Below are 16,587 nucleotides of genomic sequence, written 5' to 3'. Positions count from 1 at the left end.
TTTAATTTTGCTATTGGGGTTCTGCACCGTCAGGAAAGGCCTGTCCTTTGTGGCAAGTACTACATTGTACAACCAGCGCCGGATCTCCCAATCGCGGATGTTTGTTTTGCAGCCAGCGCTTATTCAGGTCAAGCGTCATGCGCATCATCCTCCGGCTTATGGCTTTTTCGGGCTTGGCATCGCTGGCAAAATCAAGGCCATGGCCATCCGGGGCATTAGCATGGCAAAAACCGCAGCTTACACCCAGGCCATCCTCAAAATCATCCGTCATAATACTTTGCAGGTCCCGCGAACTGATGTTTTTGGGTAATACTTTCAAATTAGTGTATTTAACAGGGTCGGAAGACCTGATCGTGGCCGCAGCCATTATAAATATAGTGGCCGCAAGGCTTGCTATCAGTAATAACTTTTTCATTTTTTTGCAATCACGTTAATGCTCACCTCCAACTCATCCGATACCGTACTCGTTCCTCCTACGCCAAAATCTTTCCTTTTCATTTTAAAGGAACCCTTAAAAGCATAAACATCCGCCGACAGAACGGCAGTGAAGGGAAAGGATATGGGCTTTGATTTGCCTTTTATCGTTAGCGAACCATTAAATTGATACGCGCCTTTCCCTGCAGGCGTGATCTTGGTTGACGCTATCTTTATATGCGGACTGTTTTTAACATCAAAATAGTTACCCCCTTTTAAGTGTTCATCGCGAAGGCTGTTATCTGTATTGATGGTCGCCGCATTGATCGTTACATCAAATTTACTATTGGAAAGGTTTTGAGGGTCGAAGTCGATCGTCCCCTCAAAACCACTAAAACTACCCCCGACATCAAAACCTAAATTTTTGATGGTAAACTTTAAGGATGATCCCAGTTCAAGGGGTTTATACTGTGCTAAGCTGACTTGCGATATACCGGATATCAGCACGAGCAATAGGAGTTTCTTCATGATCTTAACCTATTTCTGTTCGATCATGGATTCTGCCGTTATCAGTGGCGTGTCGGTTATCGCCAGGGTATGATCGTGTTCGACATAGTTCACGCTGGTCAGCCCCAAATAGCTGCGCAGTTTTTCCGCCGGAACTTTCATCGGTCCCGGAGATGGTGCCGCGCCCGGTGCCGGTTGCGGAAACGCGGTAGAATTGGCCGTATGAAACGTAATATTACCTTCCACCTTTTGTATAGTTTGATGAATATGGCCATTCAATACCGAAACCGAGCCGAATCGTTTTAGTAATGCCAAAGCTTGACCGCTGTCATCCGTTCCCCAGCCCCATTGCGGATAAATGGCCCAAAGCGGAATATGGGCGAATACGACAATAGGCGTACTGTTCGATAACGGCTTCAGGTCTGCCTCCAGCCATTTTAACTGGGCAGCCCCGATATAACCCAATCCGCCATCTACGTGGTTAGTTACGTTGTTGAGGCCAATGAAGTGAACGCCATGCGAATCAAAGCTGTACCAGCCGTCGCCCAGTGTGCCTTTACCATAGCGTTCCAGGTATAGTTTTCCGTTGTCGGTAACATCGTGTTCACCGGGCACATAAAAGATCTTCTCGGTCTTGACGCTTTTCAACGATTGTTCGAGCGTATCAAACTCATCAGCCTGGGCAAGGTGGGTGAGGTCGCCTGTATGCAATACAAAAGAGGGCCTTACCGGCATATTGTTGATCTTGGAAATAGCTGCATTCAAAGTTCCGACCACGTCGGTATTGGCCGGCTTGGTGAAGCCAATGTGGCTGTCGCTGATCTGCACGAAGCTGAAATCAGATTTTGGCATAACCAGCCCTTTTTGCAATCCTCCGGTTGTTTTATCGATCATCTGGCTCATGCCATACGATTTTAAAATGCCTCCCGACATCATCCACAGCACGCCGGTACCGGCCCATGCCATGCATTCCAGGAAACCTCTGCGGTCAATACCGTCGTTATTTGCTTGCGGGGCATGCTCATCCCCGTCGTGAAAATGTTTTTTCATGATCTGATCTGTTTATGTTATTTATTTTGTCCGAAGAACCATTAATAAAAACCAGCGTCGTAAATTTTTACACGAACCGGGAAATATTCTTGATGAATACAGTTTTTTTTAATCTTACTGATTGTTATCCAAAAGGAAATTACTGCCATGGGGCGATCAATGAGCTTCCCCCAAAACGCTGTTCTATTAGAAAAACAACACCTGAACGTCATACAAAAATAAAAAACATACAAACCTGTCTGTATATTAAAATTAAATTTTACATTTGTCCCATGAAAACAAGTGCCGTAAGAAACCAGATCGTTGAAACCGCATCCAGATTGTTTTATAAGCAGGGCTATAACGCTACGGGCATTAACCAGATCATTGAAGAGGCCGGTGTCGCTAAAGCGTCCTTGTACCAGCATTTCCATTCTAAGGAAGATCTGCTGGTAGAATACCTGACCGTAAAGGGCGCGGAAACCAATGCAGCCTTAAAAGCCGAAGCTGAAAAATTTGGAGCGCCGAAGGAAAAGGTACTCGCCGTATTTGACTTTTTAGCAGAGGTATCGGTGCAGCCGGAATATTATGGCTGCAATTTCCTGAATATTGTTTCGGAATTGCCGGTCGACAGCGAAAAGGTCCGGGGGATCATACGTAAACAAAAAGATGGGGTGAGGGCCATGTTCGCAGATATACTCAGGCCCGTGCATAAGGAAAAACTGGCAGACGAATTGTATATGCTGTTCGACGGTGCATTGATCACTAATAAAGTACATGGCAATGCCTGGCCAATTCAGACAGCAAAAATCCTGGCCGGAAAGATCTTATAACTAAACGTTACCGGACGCGGAGAGCCATATTACACTAAAAAAATTTAGCACAATTAAAACAGACTTGTCTGTATATATTTTATCACCAAAACAAAAAAAATGAAAACAAAGATCATCGTCGCCTCGCTATTGCTGGGCAGTGCCTTTAATTTAAGCCCCGCAGCCCATGCAGCAGCTCAACCGGCACAAATCACTCATCAAACGCCAAAAGCGAATCGCCAGGCAGGCGTTTATTTCAGGACCATAAAGGTGGATGGGTTAGACATCTTTTACCGGGAGGCCGGAGATAAAAATAAACCAACCATTTTATTGCTTCACGGCTTTCCCTCTTCGTCTCACATGTTCAGGGACCTGATCAGGGACCTTGCCCCTAATTATCATTTGATCGCGCCGGACTATCCAGGTTTTGGACAAAGCAGTGCACCGGAGCCAACAGCATACAACTATACCTTTGATAACCTGGCTGCAACCATTAACCATTTTATCGACGCGCTGGGTTTAAAAAAATTCAGCCTTTACGTGCAGGATTACGGCGGCCCTGTCGGATTCCGTATCGCGGGCGCGCGCCCGGGATTGATCCAGTCTATCATTGTGCAAAATGCCAATGCTTATACCGAGGGGCTCGGCGACGCACTGAAGCCATTGGTTGCCTATATTCAGGATCCTGGTGAGTCGACCGTAGGCCCGGTGAAAGGTTTTTTAACCATTGGAGGAACGAAATGGCAGTACACCGACGGCGCTGAAGATGTTTCGAAAATAGACCCTGACAGCTATATCACGGATCAGTATTATTTAGACAGGCCCGGCAACCAGGATATCCAGCTTGCGCTGATCCGTAACTACGGGACAAATCTACCCTTATATGCAGAATGGCAGGCTTATTTCAAGAAATACCAGCCATTGACCCTGGTTATTTCCGGGAAAAATGACAAGCTTTTTGTCGCTGCAGGGGCGATGGCCTATAAAAAAGATCTCCCGAAGGCTGATATCCATTTATTGAACGGCGGCCACTTCGTGCTGGAAGAAAAACATGAGGAAGCGGCCACCCTGATCAGGTCATTCTTGGTACAAAACAACATCAAATAATTTTTTATCAATATAAAACAGACTGGTCTGTGTGTGATATGAACGAGTATATTGCATATTTCCTGTTGAGGGCCGGGTTAGGCCTTAACCTATTGCTTCACGGGCTGGTAAGGCTTAAGAATGGTCGGGGGCTGTTCGTGACCGCCTTAGCACGGGAATTTGAGGACTCATGCTTGCCGCCTGTTGTCACAAGAACCACCGGCAGCATACTGCCTTACCTGGAAACAGGCATCGGCCTGCTGTTGGTATGCGGGTTAGAGACACAGGGTGTACTGATAGCGGGTTGCCTGTTGATGTTTCTCTTACTGGCGGGTAAAAGCCTGGTGTCGGATTGGGCCACAGTTACCTTTCAAATGATCTATATCCTGGTGTACTGCATCCTGTTGTTCTATCTGCAATTCAACCGTTTATCAGCCGACGTATTTTTTGCCCTGCAACCTTAATTCCTATAAATATCAAACCATATTAAAATGAAAACAACAATTTATTACAAAAATGAGATCGTAGACGGTGTCAACATTTTTTACCGGGAGGCCGGGAACAAAGAGAATCCAACTATTTTACTGTTGAACGGTTTCCCTTCATCTTCTATTTCTTTCAGGGACCTGATCAACGACCTGGCAGGAGATCACCACCTGATAGCGCCGGATTATCCCGCATTTGGCAATAGCGGCGTTCCTTCCCGCGATGAATATGAATACACCTTCCACAACCTTTCGGTGACGATCGAAAAATTTATCGGCCAGATCGGTTTGAAGCAGTTCAGCCTGTACGCTTTTGACTACGGCGGCCCGGTTGGTTTCAGGATCGCCGCCCGCAGGCCCGAGTTGATCCAGTCGCTGATCATCCAGAATGCGAATGCGTATATGGAAGGCATCGGCCCTGCTTTCGGATTAGCGATGCCGTTTTTACAAGACCGTAACCCGGAAACAGAGCAACCGATCAGGGGCTTAATGACCCTGGATGGCATCAGGATATTCTACTTTGACGGAGCTGAAGACCCTGCAAAAATAAACCTGGACGGCCCCATGATCGACTTGTACTACCTGACCAGGCCGGGTTTGGTAGATATTCATTTGGACCTGTTGCATAATTATTCCACAAACGTAGCGGAGTATGCGAACTGGCAAAATTATTTCCGGACCCACCTGCCGCCTACCTTGCTCACCTGGGGTAAAAATGACCAGTTCTTCCCGCTTGCTGCTGCTGAAGCTTACAAAACAGACCTGCCTCACGCCGAGTTATTTGTATATAACACCAGTCATTTTGCACTGGAAGAGTATCACACGGAGATCGCGGAGAATATCAGGGAGTTTTTAACCAGGAATGATATCCGGTAAGTAAGTTAACCCGCGTCCCCTGCTTGTCAAAAACGGATAAGCACGGGACGCTTTAACAATTGATCCATGAATAACGTTTCTTATATATTGGCCACCCTGATGGTTGGCATGTGCCTGCCGCTCATGGCATCCAGTAACGGCGCCTTGGGGAAGACGCTCGGCAGCCCTTATCTGGCTACTTTATGCGCTTTTTTAATAGCTGCGCTAATAGTAGGCCTGCTGATAGCCGTTACCCGTACGCCCCTGCCGGTGGACGGACAACTGTTAAAAACAAATTGGGTAATGTGGCTTGGCGGGGTCATCATCGCCATGAACATCTTAACGTTCAGTATCGTGCCCCAAAAGATTGGTGTCGGGAATACCATTATCTTTTTTATCGCCGGGCAGATCATCTCTTCGGTCATCATTGAACATAACGGCTGGCTGCATTACGCGGCGCACCCTGTCAACTGGGCCCGGGTTGCCGGGATCATGCTCTTGGTTACCGGGGTGATATTGATCAAAAAGTTTTAAGCCGGGCAAAATTTTATCCCGCAAAAATAATCTCATCAACATGACTAAAAAGGAGATCAATCCTCTTAACGGAAATAATCGTTTTAAATGCTCCTTATCGCCATTTTGCCTGCGCCTACTTTTTAACAATATCTGGACTTCATAAAATAACTTTTCTGAGATAAGGGGCTCATGAACTGCTTTAACAAATTCCATTTCTTCGGTTTTATTTGCGGGAACAGTGATAATACCACAATAGACCGGATTGTGTAGAAGTTTCCAAAAATTGTTCCTGCTACACCGAAGGCCGTTAATACAAGCCATTTTCCTAACCTGACTAATGGAGTATATACCTTTTGCGAACTGTTCAAATGACCATTTAATATAACGAGCCTCTGGTTGTTTAGGGATAATAAGTTTCTTTCCGTCCAGATCAGTTTGATTTATATAACCTATCGGTCCTTTTCCTGGCCAACGGCCCATTTTTCTTGCCCTTCTCATACCGTCTGAAGTATTCAATCCACGTCTTGTATTTTCTGCTTCAGGAATAGATAAATAGACAGCCAGCATCACAATGCTTTCGGGGACTTCAAAATCAATTGGTTGATCCACAGCCATTGCCTGCACATTAAGATTTCTCAATATTCTAATCATTTGATATGCAAATTCTATACTGCGGCTAAAACGATCCCACTTGAGGAATAAAATATTTTCTGGCTGCCTCTGCTTACTTCTTTTAATTGTATTTATTAGTTTTTTCCATTCGGGACGATTAAAATCCTTTGCAGAAAAATCTTCACGGTAAATACCCTTAACTTTTATATTGTTTATTTCACAGTGACTCAGAAGGCGTTTTTCTTGTTCAACAAGGGAAAAACCTTTCTTTTTTTGTTCATCGGTACTAACCCGAACATATAAATAGGCTGATTTCATGACAATAATATATTTTAATATAGACACCAAGTTAATGACAATTGATAAATCGGTGTTATAGCAAGACGGGACAGATTCGTTAAGTATAAGTTCTGAGATGAAGAGGTGACCGCCAAGCGGATAAACGTCAACTTAGATATAGTCGAAAGGCGTTATACCATTAACATGAAGGGGGCAGAAATGTCTGGAATTCAGTCAATAAAAACCGGCAGTTCGCGGAAAAGTGCATTGAAGGGTTTCCTTAATTTTTCGCAAGGCGGTTGCCGAATTGCTGCCCCACGTAAAGGGAATTCCTCTTTGGGTTGGCATAGGGTCACCCGCTTGTTGCCTAATTTCTCCTGCACTATCCAAAACTGATCTTCGGAAACTATCGCTTTATGCACGCCTTTTACATATCAGGCCGATAAACCGGAATTTTCGAACCTTTTTTGAAAGATTTGAAAAATTTGGCAGCAACAGCAGAGAACATTTTTAAGAAAGTCCAAGATAAATTAGAAGAATAATACTCCATGATTATAAGAAATGTAACGCTAATTATGAATATTAACTTTCTTCTTCAGAATCAAAATCAAGTGATAATTGTTTCGGTACACCACCGAGCGTGGACAATCCAGAGGCACTGACCATACGGTTCCGAGCTCCACGCTCGTTCAGTTGTGTTACATAAGTATTTTAAAATATAGTGAAAGTAAAACAATTAAAATGGTCAAAGTGTAACACAACAACTGGCTTGCCATTTCAGAATAAAATGATCGATCGTGTCAGAATCTCCATTTAATTCACCGCCCTATATTTCAGCTTCGCCGGGCAAAGGTTAATTATTGAATAAATATTAAATTAGCTTTATACCATGGATAGAACTGAAAACCGTATTTGCTGGTATAGTTCCCTTTTAATTGCCCTGATGATGAATTCGGCAAGGCTGCTGGCTTTGCGCGAAAATGGAATAGTTGCCCGCTACTGGCACTTTAATTTAGGCGAATGGAGTTTCCAGGTGCTATTTAATCTGGCATTTTGCTGGCTGCTGTTTTATCTTAATGTTAAAAACAGCGGTCGCTTTGCTGTATACCGCAATCAAAAAAAATATGGTATTTATATCCTGTACAATAGCGTGGTTGTGTTAACATGCATAGTTGCTGGCAGCATTATACAACGCATTTGCTTTGGCTATAAAGGCCCTCCGGGGATATTGGGAAGTGGTTATTTTGCACGCTTGGTGTTAAGCGCCGTGCTAATAGGCATCATCATTAAAATTATACTATTAATGCGCGAGGGTAAAAAGAAGGAGTTAGAGAACCAGCGGTTAAAAAGTGCCTATACGGTTGCCGAACTGGAGTTGCTGAAAGAGCAAATGAACCCGCATTTTTTATTCAATTCCCTGAGCAGCCTTTCGGGAGTGATCAGGGAGGACCCTGAAATGGCTCAAAAATACTTAAGGGAACTATCCAATGTATTTCGCTATGCCATTACCCAATCAAAAGCTGACCTGGTAACTGTTGAGGCAGAACTGGCTATGCTGCGTTCATATGCACAATTGATTAACCTGCGGCTGGAAGGCGCCTTTAAACTTGACATACAAGTACATGAACCTTATTTGTTATACAAGCTGCCCCACCTGTCGTTACAGCCCCTGCTTGAAAATGCGGTAATACACAATGCCGCTACCATCATGAAACCATTAAAAGTGGTTATTGATATACAACAGGAGCATTTGGTGATAAGTAATAACATTTGGCAGATCCCGCAGCCCGAGAGCAGCAATGGCATAGGGCTGGCAAACCTAAGCGAGCGTTTTAAAATAATGATGCAGCAGGAAATTGAAATTATAAAGACCGATGAACAGTTTGTTGTTAAATTACCATTAAAAACATGAATACACTACGGATTATAATAGTAGAGGATGAAGCGGCAACAGCCCGCAACCTCGCGCATTTATTACACAGTGCGGATGATGGTATATTCGTAGTGACTACACTAACCTCTGTTACTGATGCTGTGGAATGGTTTAACCTGAACCCCGAGGGGTATGACCTGTTGTTTATGGATATTCGCCTGGCTGATGGTGTATCGTTCGATATATTTAAAAAAGCGGTTATTTTAAAGCCGGTTATATTTGTAACCGCCTATAATGATTACGCCATACAGGCCTTTAAAAATAATGGCATCGATTATATACTAAAGCCGTTTGATGAACAGGAGATATATAAGGCCTTGCAAAAGTATAACAACCTTTTTTTATCCGGACAAAAAGCTCCCGACACTTTACAGATAGGGCAACTGTTTGAACAGATAAACCAGCTTACGCGGTCATACAAAAAAGCATTCCTGGTACATTTTCGCGAAAAGCTGATCCCTGTTGAAACGGTTAAGATCGCCTGGTTTTATACCGCTAATGAAATTGTTTATGCCCATACAACCGACGACCGGCAGTATATTATGGAATATACCATGGAACAGTTGGAACAACAGCTTGATCCACATTTGTTTTTCAGGGCCAACAGGCAATTTATTATTAACCGTTACGCCATAACCGAAGTTGATTTTTATTTCAACGGGCGCCTATCTATAAAAGTTAAACCCGAACTACCCGAGCGTATATTAATCAGCAAAGCACGGGTACCCGATTTTAAAAGCTGGATGAACAGCTAATACACCTCAACCCTGACTTTTTCAGCCTCACCGGGTTTTGCCCGCCTTCTCCCCGTTTTCCTAGTCACTTTTATATCGTGATTTAAAAACTGAGAAAATGAGACATCAAGTCGGGCCTTACAGAATTTACATATTATTGTTCCTGCTGATACTGGTAACTGCCGAGATCATCTGGAGCTGGAAAAAAGAACGCGGCGCTTATGAGGTTAAGGAAACCCTGGCCAACTTAACCGTATTTGCTGGATTTCAGTTTTCCAAATACCTGTTTGCCGGTTACCAACTGGCCATATTGGGGGTTTTCTCGGGCCTTACCCCCTTAAAATTTCCGCACAACGGCTGGGTATTTTTATTAACCTTTATCACCGCCGATTTTATTTATTACTGGTTTCACCGCATATCACATAGCTGGAAACCCCTGTGGGCCTTTCATCTTATTCACCACTCGGCCATGCACATGAACCTTACCGCGGCTTACCGGCTCAACTGGTTCTCGGCAATTGTAAGCCCTTTGTTTTTTATACCAGCTGCGTTGCTGGGTATGCCGTCGGATTTTATTGTGATATCCTATGTATTTAACCTGGCTTACCAGTTCTTTATGCATACCGAAGCCGTGGGCAAGCTTGGCGTTATTGAAAAGGTGATGGATACCCCATCATCGCACCGGGTGCACCACGGCAGCAACCCCATTTATATCGATAAAAACTTCGGCGGCGTACTGATCCTCTGGGACAGGCTATTCAAAACCTACCAGCCCGAAACAGAACCGGTGAAATACGGATTAACTACTGGCTTTTTAAGTCACAATCCATTTAAGTTGGTATTTCAGGGTTTTATGGATTGGTTTAAGCCGGTTAGTTCACCCGTAAGCAAGGGCAATTCAACGCCGCATTTGGAAGCTTCGCCCCGAAAGTAAAAACTCAGCATATAGCTTATCGTCAAACACATATCAGTTAATTAAAAAAAATAAAACATGAAAAAGATCATCTTAATCCTGAGCCTTGCATGTGCAGGCATCCTAAACGCCAGTGCGCAAACAAGGGTAGTTGTCCGTACACCCGCCCGTAGGGTAGTGGTTACCCGCAGGCCCGTAGTAGTGCCGGTAAGGGCCGTTGTTGTAACACCGGTAAGAACAGTAGTAGTCAGACCAGCGGCAGCCGTTGTTGTAGCGCGCCCGACAGTGGTAAGAAGGCGTGTTGTAGTAGTTCGCCACTAATCCATTCATTTTTTATAAATCAAATCTTAAAATTACGATCATGAAAACCACACTAAAAAGCAGATCAGCCTTATTTAGCTTAATGATAGTGGCAGGCCTGGGCCTGGCTATCTCATCATGCAAAAAAGAAGCATCAACTCCAACCGATGCAACCGTAACCGAGGCCGACGCCGCTGAACTGGCAACAAATGCGGTTGTACCGGCCAATGGCGGCCTTACATTGCAGGTAAACAGCTCCGTTACTATATGCAAAACCGTTACCCTGCAATGCGGCGTTGAAAAAGATTCATCAATAACCCAGTCAAGCGCTAGCGGGGCAAGCCCGTCATATAGTTATGCTTTAAACTGGAACTACCTGTTAAATTGTTCAGGAGCGGTACCCAGCCAGCTTACCTTTAACTTTACGGGCGGCAGTAAATACGATGGCCCGCGCATGTCCTCAGACGATAAAAGCACCGGGGGCTTTGTGTTAGCAGGTCTCACACCCTCCTCATCGGCCTATGTATTAAATACCACGTATAACCGTACAGGTAGTCAAACATCAAAAATTGGTCGCAAGTATACTTTCAATAGCAATCTTATCATTAAATCAGCAGATATTACGATCGACAAAAGCAGTCTTAAAATTTTATCTGGAACAGCAACCGTAGCCATAAGCGGGGCTTCATCATCGGGCAAAAGTTTTAACTTTAATGGCACGTTAACGTTTAATGGCAATAATAAAGCTACGCTGGTTTTAAACAGCGGTGTATCCTACAATATTCAATGGTAAAACTTAAACTATAAAAAAGATAAAATGTATCATGATGCTGCCCATGGCTATCCTGTTTTTTACACAAATGGTCATGGCACAACAAGCCACCGACCTAAAAAATAAAACGCCTGAACAAAGAGCAGGGTTTCAAACCTCGATGATGAAAAGCAAACTAAATCTTGATTCGGACCAGGCTGCAAAAGTGCAGGCCATCAACCTGAAGTATGCACAAAAATTTGAACCTATTATTAAAAGCGACGACAGCCGGTTCTCGCGTTTAAGGCAGGCCAGGGCCTTGCAAAAGGCTAAAGACGCGGAGCTAAAAACTGTGTTTACGGCAAGTCAGTATAAGCAATACCAGGATTTTGAAGCCGAAATGAGAGAGAAACTAAAAGATAAAATGGCCGGCAATTAATTGATCATCGTCAAAATGAAAATCAAAATAATCATCGTGGCAACCCTCCTTTCTGTTACTTACGGAAAGGCCCGGGCACAGCAGGGATTTAAACGTGTTAATGCCTGGCTAAGCGAACATACCCATGAGATGGGCGGCAGGGCTATCTTACTTGTATATAAGGATGGCAAGGTTATTTATAACCATAGCGTAAACGACATGAGCATGAAGCAAAAGTTTGTGCAAAAGATGGTTGCCAAAAAGCAGGGTAAATCCGCCGGTCTGGATGATTATAACGCAACAACGCGGCAGGCGATTGCCAGTTGCAGCAAATGGTTGAGCGCTGCCCTGGTTATGACGTTTGTGGATGAAGGCAGATTAAAGCTAAGTGATACGGTCGGCAAATATTTGCCTGTGCTTTCTCAGCATGGTAAGGGCCATATCACTATTGTCCAATGCTTGTCGCACCTTACGGCCATTAAGGCTGCGCCATTAAAGCAAAACCTGCAGGAGATGAAAAACATCAGTTCCATGGACCAGGCTATTCAGGATATTGCCATATTACCCATGGAGGGCGAGCCGGGAAAAGTTTTTCACTACAGTAATGCGGGATTACAGATAGCTGGCGCCGTATTGGAAAAAATAAGCGGTAAAAGCTTTGAGACCTTATTTGCAGAACGCATAGCCCGGCCATTAAATATGCAGAACACCGATTTTGGAAAGAGAAGGGTAGCGCTCCCGGCCGGCGGCGCATTCAGCACACCACAGGATTACCTGAATTTTTTAGCAATGATATTAAACAAAGGCATCTTTAACGGCAAAAGGATACTTAGCGAAGCCAACATTACCCAAATGCAGATAAACCGCATTACTCCAGATGTAAAAGTAGCCTATTCGCCTGCCGAAGCGGGCAATTTTGGATATGGTTATGGCGAGTGGATAATGGGGCTCCATACCGTAAGCAGCCCCGGCCTGTTCGGTAGTTATCCCTGGGTTGACACGCATAAAAAATATGCAGCTTTCCTGATGACCTTCTACCTTAAAAACGACGGCAGACAGGAACGCTACGTGGAGTTAAAGAAACTGGTTGACGAGGCACTTCAATAGCCGGGAGAACAATATGAGGGGCATTGGCAGTCTGGGCCACCTTTGCGATAATGGTGAATGGGAAATGCATTTAAAAGTATACGATTAGTCTTTATTTGCTTACTTCCCTAACCGTCTTAACTTCATATTTATTTTACTGCCTCGTAGTCTCCAATATCCACTTCCAAAACTGTAGTAGAAAGAAACTTTCCCGTACTTAATATGCAATTTAACGCTTGTTCGATAGATCCATGCCTTGTTCAGGCACATATTTATCATATTCTATTTGTTTTGCAATTGCTTCAGCTACTTCTTTACCCTTCAATTTTGCAACCAGATGTAGCACACCATCAATACCAGCCGATATTCCAGCTGTGGTAATCCGGCCCCCTTCGAAACCTTTGGTCCTTATAATGATCCCCACCGCATCGATCAGTTTCCGTTTTGTTTGTTCTTTATCTTTCATCGTATAAGCACTTATGCAATTTCAGCCAAATTTAGCGGAACCTGCCTGCGCTTGATCTCAGGGAATGTGAAGGTTCAGGTTATAGCGCAAGTTACCGCAGCCGGTGCGACCCGTTGTTGTTCAGTAATTGCTTATTAGTCAATAAATGCTCAGAATCCTTACATATTATTTTTCGATGATCACTCCCTGGGGAAAGGTCATCAACTACACCCAAATCGGCTGAACGACTGACACCGAATTTGTATTCGCAAAATGCTTTAAAAAAGAAAGGAAGCCCGCAGGCTTCCTTCTTTTAAACAGTTAATTTCAGGTTATTTCTTATTCTGACTATCGGACTTCGTTACCTTATCCGCTAAAGCGAGTAAAGCATCGGCGGCGATCAAGCCCTCGTTTTTAGCGATCAGGTTACCCTCGGTGTCAATAAAATATAAGGAAGGATAACCCTGGACCTCATATTTTGTTGCAAATGGTATGCCTTCCCCCTTTTCCGCATCAAGGGCAACACTGATAAAGTGGTCATTGAAATAAGCGGCAACCTTTGGGTCTTTAAAGGTAGTTTTTCTCAGTTGTTTACAGGGGACACACCATGCCGCAAAAGCATCTACGAAGATAAGCTTACCCTGCTCTTTGGCCTTGACGGTAGCGTCCGCCAGCTTGTTTTCTATAAACTGGATGCCAGCCTGTTTTTTGGTCTTCTCCTGGGCGTGTGCCGCAAACGAAAATGCAAAAAGCAAGAGTGGCAATACCAACATTAACCTGGTTAATGCCTGTGACAAAATAACGAGACCAGTTTTTTCTTTAGTTTTCATTTCTTTATATCGTTTAAACAAGAGCTGTTAGTGTAGCTCCCGTCGATCCAGTACTATTTGCTATCCTGTTTGATCATAACGTTGGCGGCTGCCTGAAGCAACTCCGAGCTGATCCTTTGGGTCATGTCCGGGTTTATGTATTCAAATTGAATATTTCCCTTGGTACTCAAAATAAATACAGATGGCACAGGAAGCAGTTTATCCACGTTTTTTCCGTTAGAACCCGAGATCAGGGTATTTGAATAGTTCTTTGGCGCTACAAAAGCCAGGCCGAACTGCTTGGTTACGGAAAGGTCGCTGTCAGAAAGCAAGCCATAAGTTAGTTTCTGCTTGCCCATAGTTGCGGTGAGATTTTCAGGGCTATCTGTGCTTATCCCAATGATCTGGTAACCGGTCTTTCGTAGGTCGCCCTCTATACTTTGCAGACCTGCTAACTGTTTATTGCAAAATGGGCACCACCCTCCGCGATAAAACACCAGGATAGTGGGTTTTTGCGCTACGAGTTGTTTAAGGCTAACGGGCTTGCCGGATGCATCAGCAAGCGTGACGTCGGGTATAGCCTCGCCAACCAGCAGCGGACTGATATCGGTCGGCTTTTGTGGTACGGCCGCCATGGTCATGGTTTTTACCGTATCCCGATCGGTTGCCGCCTGGGCGCGGTCAACAGATAGTCCGCAGAATAATAGTACAAAAAGAATGGAAAGCCTGTTCAATTTGATCGTTGTGCTTAAATTTTTCATTTTAAAGAAGGGTGGTTAAATTATATAAATGTTTTTTTGTATTCGCTTCATTTGCGCCCGTCCATCAGCCTTCATGCTAGCCTTTCCCATTACAAAGTGCCGACCGGTGACAAAGTTTACCGCACGCTATCATGGACGTACATGGGCTTGGTCGGAAATACGCACTAATCCTTACAATCTTTTTTGGAAATAAAATGTTCCAGAGCGCGGCGCAATAACGAGCATTAGTCCAGCCAGTTTTTTTGGAGACAGGAGCGCAGATTCACTTTAGCCCGGTGAATGATCACCCAAAGATTGGTATCAGAAACTTTCAGTTCCGTACAGATCGTTGTGGTGCTTTCTTCATCCATATGTTTCATTGTAAATATGGCCAGCCACAACGCGGGCAGCTTTTGCATGCATAATTTTAATATCCGGTTCAGTTCTTTGTCATGCAAGGGATCTTTATCCTCCACGCCGAGCGCCTGGGGCCAGTGCTCCTTTTTCCAGTTATTCATTTGCGGATCAAAAAATTCCATTTCCTCCTCATGCTCACCGACGATTTGCATAAATGGCGGTCTTGACCGTTTGCGGTAAACGTCAATGATCTTATTTTTCAATATAGCGGTCAGCCAGGTGCGCTCCGAGCTTTTGCCCTCAAAGCGATCCAGCCGCTCCAGCGCCGCCAGGAAAGTCTCCTGAACCAGGTCGCGTACCTGCTCTTCGTCGTTGATCCGGGTAATCGCATAGGCATAAAGATAATCGGCATGCAGCTCTACCCATGTATGGGGATCTGATCTTTCGGCGATCGGTGATATGTGCTCTTTCATAGTCGTGTGGTTCTGATTAAATTCTTATTGATGAAAATATCTGTTATGCGGTGACCAGGTGTTCCTTACCTGCCAGGTATCTTTCCGCATCGATAGCGGCCACGCAGCCACTACCCGCAGCTGTTATCGCCTGGCGGTAGATATGGTCCTGCGCATCTCCGCAGCAAAAAACGCCTTCAACGTTCGTCAGCGAAGAGCCCGGCCGCGTTTTGATGTAGCCTACAGCGTCCATATCGATCCAGTCCCGGAAAATGTCGGTATTTGGGTGATGGCCTATGGCGACAAAAAAGCCGGTAACCTGAAGATCCGTTGTCGCATTGGTTTTGTTATTGATCACTTTAACTCCGGTCACATTCAAGCCATCGCCTAAGATCTCCTTGGTTTCCGTATCATATAACAGCTCAATATTCGGCGTATTTAAAACGCGGCTTACCATCGCCTTTGACGCGCGGAACTCATTACGCCGGGCCAGCATATAAACCTTTCGGCAAAGTTTGGCCAGGTAGGTGGCTTCTTCGGCGGCTGTATCACCGGCACCTACGATGGCGACATCCTGTCCTTTAAAAAAGAACCCATCGCAAACCGCACAGGCAGAGACGCCAAAGCCATTGTATTTTTGTTCCGATTCCAGGCCGAGCCACTTGGCAGTTGCGCCGGTTGAAATGATCACCGTATCTGCGGTGATGGTTGTCGTCTCATCGACAACGACCTTGTGCGGCAAGCCGGAGAAGTCGACAGCGGTGATATAGCCAAAGCGGATGTCCGTTCCCAGGCGTTCTGCCTGTTTCCTGAAATTTTCCATCATCTCCGGTCCCCGGATACCATCCGGATAGCCGGGATAGTTTTCAACCTCTGTCGTTTGGGTGAGCTGCCCGCCCATAACGATGCCTGTGTATAATACCGGCCGCAGGTCTGCCCGAGCCGCATATATTGCGGCGGTATAGCCTGCCGGGCCTGATCCGATGATCAGGCATTTAACGTGTTCAGTTGCTGATGACATTTTATTATGAAGTTTATAGCTTGATCGAAAAAT

General features: G+C 44.8%; 20 protein-coding genes and 1 pseudogene. 12 read left to right on the top strand and 9 right to left on the bottom strand.

Annotated features, from left to right (window positions below; all coding sequences use genetic code 11):
• Positions 1–10: 10 nt before the first annotated feature.
• From WC743_RS21415 to WC743_RS21405, 3 genes are read right to left on the bottom strand one after another with little or no spacing between them, the layout of a single operon-like run.
• Entirely contained in the window at positions 11–415 is a 405-nt protein-coding gene (locus WC743_RS21415; RefSeq protein ID WP_373015406.1) for a c-type cytochrome, read from the bottom strand.
• Complete coding sequence (locus WC743_RS21410; RefSeq protein ID WP_373015404.1) at positions 412–942, bottom strand: YceI family protein; 531 nt, start codon at positions 940–942, stop codon at positions 412–414. The genes WC743_RS21415 and WC743_RS21410 overlap by 4 nt, the downstream gene beginning before the upstream one ends.
• Positions 943–951: 9 nt before the next feature.
• On the bottom strand, positions 952–1,857 hold the full coding sequence (locus WC743_RS21405) for a metallophosphoesterase (RefSeq protein WP_373015402.1): 906 nt from the start codon (positions 1,855–1,857) through the stop codon (positions 952–954).
• 386 nt (positions 1,858–2,243) lie between these two features.
• On the opposite strand from WC743_RS21405, the gene WC743_RS21400 reads away from it, so the two are divergent.
• From WC743_RS21400 to WC743_RS21380, 5 genes and pseudogenes are all read left to right on the top strand, one after another.
• Entirely contained in the window at positions 2,244–2,783 is a 540-nt protein-coding gene (locus tag WC743_RS21400; protein WP_373015400.1) for a TetR/AcrR family transcriptional regulator, read from the top strand.
• A 99-nt stretch (positions 2,784–2,882) separates the two neighbouring features.
• Positions 2,883–3,869, top strand: a complete 987-nt coding sequence (locus WC743_RS21395) for an alpha/beta fold hydrolase (RefSeq protein ID WP_373015398.1) — start codon at positions 2,883–2,885, stop codon at positions 3,867–3,869.
• 38 nt (positions 3,870–3,907) lie between these two features.
• Complete coding sequence (locus WC743_RS21390; RefSeq protein WP_373015396.1) at positions 3,908–4,312, top strand: hypothetical protein; 405 nt, start codon at positions 3,908–3,910, stop codon at positions 4,310–4,312.
• Between the two features lie 27 nt (positions 4,313–4,339).
• Positions 4,340–5,209 carry an alpha/beta fold hydrolase gene (locus tag WC743_RS21385; protein WP_373015394.1) on the top strand — a complete coding sequence of 290 codons (870 nt, stop codon included), beginning with the start codon at positions 4,340–4,342 and terminating at the stop codon, positions 5,207–5,209.
• A 66-nt stretch (positions 5,210–5,275) separates the two neighbouring features.
• A pseudogene (locus WC743_RS21380) lies at positions 5,276–5,647 on the top strand (DMT family transporter); the annotation flags it as partial.
• Here WC743_RS21380 and WC743_RS21375 read toward each other — a convergent pair.
• Positions 5,528–6,634: a recombinase family protein gene (locus WC743_RS21375; protein ID WP_373015392.1), complete on the bottom strand. Its 1,107-nt coding sequence runs from the start codon at positions 6,632–6,634 to the stop codon at positions 5,528–5,530. The pseudogene WC743_RS21380 and the gene WC743_RS21375 sit on opposite strands and share 120 nt — an antisense overlap.
• 850 nt (positions 6,635–7,484) lie before the next feature.
• On the opposite strand from WC743_RS21375, the gene WC743_RS21370 reads away from it, so the two are divergent.
• The 7 genes from WC743_RS21370 (at position 7,485) to WC743_RS21340 (ending at position 12,751) form a co-directional block, all read left to right on the top strand.
• Entirely contained in the window at positions 7,485–8,507 is a 1,023-nt protein-coding gene (locus WC743_RS21370; RefSeq protein ID WP_373015390.1) for a sensor histidine kinase, read from the top strand.
• Positions 8,504–9,283: a LytR/AlgR family response regulator transcription factor gene (locus WC743_RS21365; protein WP_373015388.1), complete on the top strand. Its 780-nt coding sequence runs from the start codon at positions 8,504–8,506 to the stop codon at positions 9,281–9,283. Before WC743_RS21370 ends, WC743_RS21365 begins: the two co-directional genes overlap by 4 nt.
• Before the next feature lie 97 nt (positions 9,284–9,380).
• Positions 9,381–10,196 (top strand): sterol desaturase family protein, encoded by an 816-nt coding sequence (locus tag WC743_RS21360; protein WP_373015386.1) that lies wholly within the window; start codon positions 9,381–9,383, stop codon positions 10,194–10,196.
• 57 nt (positions 10,197–10,253) lie between these two features.
• A complete protein-coding gene (locus WC743_RS21355; RefSeq protein WP_373015385.1) occupies positions 10,254–10,496 on the top strand; it encodes a hypothetical protein in 243 nt (80 codons plus the stop codon).
• A 40-nt stretch (positions 10,497–10,536) separates the two neighbouring features.
• Positions 10,537–11,268 (top strand): hypothetical protein, encoded by a 732-nt coding sequence (locus tag WC743_RS21350; RefSeq protein WP_373015383.1) that lies wholly within the window; start codon positions 10,537–10,539, stop codon positions 11,266–11,268.
• A 31-nt stretch (positions 11,269–11,299) separates the two neighbouring features.
• The gene (locus tag WC743_RS21345; protein WP_373015381.1) at positions 11,300–11,665 is read left to right on the top strand and encodes a hypothetical protein; all 366 of its coding nucleotides are present in this window, start codon (positions 11,300–11,302) and stop codon (positions 11,663–11,665) included.
• Between the two features lie 15 nt (positions 11,666–11,680).
• Positions 11,681–12,751, top strand: coding sequence for a serine hydrolase domain-containing protein (locus WC743_RS21340; protein ID WP_373015379.1), 1,071 nt, complete (start codon positions 11,681–11,683; stop codon positions 12,749–12,751).
• Positions 12,752–12,959: 208 nt separating this feature from the next.
• Here WC743_RS21340 and WC743_RS21335 read toward each other — a convergent pair whose 3' ends face one another.
• From WC743_RS21335 to trxB, 5 genes are all read right to left on the bottom strand, one after another.
• Positions 12,960–13,196, bottom strand: a complete 237-nt coding sequence (locus tag WC743_RS21335; RefSeq protein ID WP_373015377.1) for a hypothetical protein — start codon at positions 13,194–13,196, stop codon at positions 12,960–12,962.
• Positions 13,197–13,507: 311 nt separating this feature from the next.
• On the bottom strand, positions 13,508–14,005 hold the full coding sequence (locus WC743_RS21330; protein WP_373015375.1) for a thioredoxin family protein: 498 nt from the start codon (positions 14,003–14,005) through the stop codon (positions 13,508–13,510).
• Between the two features lie 53 nt (positions 14,006–14,058).
• Complete coding sequence (locus tag WC743_RS21325) at positions 14,059–14,745, bottom strand: peroxiredoxin-like family protein (RefSeq protein ID WP_373015373.1); 687 nt, start codon at positions 14,743–14,745, stop codon at positions 14,059–14,061.
• A 224-nt stretch (positions 14,746–14,969) separates the two neighbouring features.
• On the bottom strand, positions 14,970–15,554 hold the full coding sequence (locus WC743_RS21320; protein WP_373015372.1) for a sigma-70 family RNA polymerase sigma factor: 585 nt from the start codon (positions 15,552–15,554) through the stop codon (positions 14,970–14,972).
• Positions 15,555–15,597: 43 nt separating this feature from the next.
• A complete protein-coding gene (gene trxB, locus WC743_RS21315) occupies positions 15,598–16,554 on the bottom strand; it encodes a thioredoxin-disulfide reductase (RefSeq protein ID WP_373015520.1) in 957 nt (318 codons plus the stop codon).
• Positions 16,555–16,587: the final 33 nt, after the last annotated feature.

Source organism: Mucilaginibacter sp. (assembly GCF_041660805.1).
GTDB lineage: Bacteria > Bacteroidota > Bacteroidia > Sphingobacteriales > Sphingobacteriaceae > Mucilaginibacter.
This window is presented reverse-complemented; position numbering and strand designations above follow the sequence as displayed.

Coding starts and splice junctions, on each gene's coding strand:
- WC743_RS21395 (WP_373015398.1), top strand. CDS start 2,883: ATGAAAACAAAGATCATCGTCGCCTCGCTATTGCTGGGCAGTGCCTTT.
- WC743_RS21345 (WP_373015381.1), top strand. CDS start 11,300: ATGATGCTGCCCATGGCTATCCTGTTTTTTACACAAATGGTCATGGCA.
- WC743_RS21410 (WP_373015404.1), bottom strand. CDS start 942: ATGAAGAAACTCCTATTGCTCGTGCTGATATCCGGTATATCGCAAGTC.
- WC743_RS21370 (WP_373015390.1), top strand. CDS start 7,485: ATGGATAGAACTGAAAACCGTATTTGCTGGTATAGTTCCCTTTTAATT.
- WC743_RS21335 (WP_373015377.1), bottom strand. CDS start 13,196: ATGAAAGATAAAGAACAAACAAAACGGAAACTGATCGATGCGGTGGGG.
- WC743_RS21415 (WP_373015406.1), bottom strand. CDS start 415: ATGAAAAAGTTATTACTGATAGCAAGCCTTGCGGCCACTATATTTATA.
- WC743_RS21385 (WP_373015394.1), top strand. CDS start 4,340: ATGAAAACAACAATTTATTACAAAAATGAGATCGTAGACGGTGTCAAC.
- WC743_RS21360 (WP_373015386.1), top strand. CDS start 9,381: ATGAGACATCAAGTCGGGCCTTACAGAATTTACATATTATTGTTCCTG.
- WC743_RS21350 (WP_373015383.1), top strand. CDS start 10,537: ATGAAAACCACACTAAAAAGCAGATCAGCCTTATTTAGCTTAATGATA.
- WC743_RS21325 (WP_373015373.1), bottom strand. CDS start 14,745: ATGAAAAATTTAAGCACAACGATCAAATTGAACAGGCTTTCCATTCTT.
- WC743_RS21405 (WP_373015402.1), bottom strand. CDS start 1,857: ATGATGTCGGGAGGCATTTTAAAATCGTATGGCATGAGCCAGATGATC.
- WC743_RS21375 (WP_373015392.1), bottom strand. CDS start 6,634: ATGAAATCAGCCTATTTATATGTTCGGGTTAGTACCGATGAACAAAAA.
- WC743_RS21330 (WP_373015375.1), bottom strand. CDS start 14,005: ATGAAAACTAAAGAAAAAACTGGTCTCGTTATTTTGTCACAGGCATTA.
- WC743_RS21365 (WP_373015388.1), top strand. CDS start 8,504: ATGAATACACTACGGATTATAATAGTAGAGGATGAAGCGGCAACAGCC.
- WC743_RS21320 (WP_373015372.1), bottom strand. CDS start 15,554: ATGAAAGAGCACATATCACCGATCGCCGAAAGATCAGATCCCCATACA.
- WC743_RS21340 (WP_373015379.1), top strand. CDS start 11,681: ATGAAAATCAAAATAATCATCGTGGCAACCCTCCTTTCTGTTACTTAC.
- trxB (WP_373015520.1), bottom strand. CDS start 16,554: ATGTCATCAGCAACTGAACACGTTAAATGCCTGATCATCGGATCAGGC.
- WC743_RS21355 (WP_373015385.1), top strand. CDS start 10,254: ATGAAAAAGATCATCTTAATCCTGAGCCTTGCATGTGCAGGCATCCTA.
- WC743_RS21400 (WP_373015400.1), top strand. CDS start 2,244: ATGAAAACAAGTGCCGTAAGAAACCAGATCGTTGAAACCGCATCCAGA.
- WC743_RS21390 (WP_373015396.1), top strand. CDS start 3,908: ATGAACGAGTATATTGCATATTTCCTGTTGAGGGCCGGGTTAGGCCTT.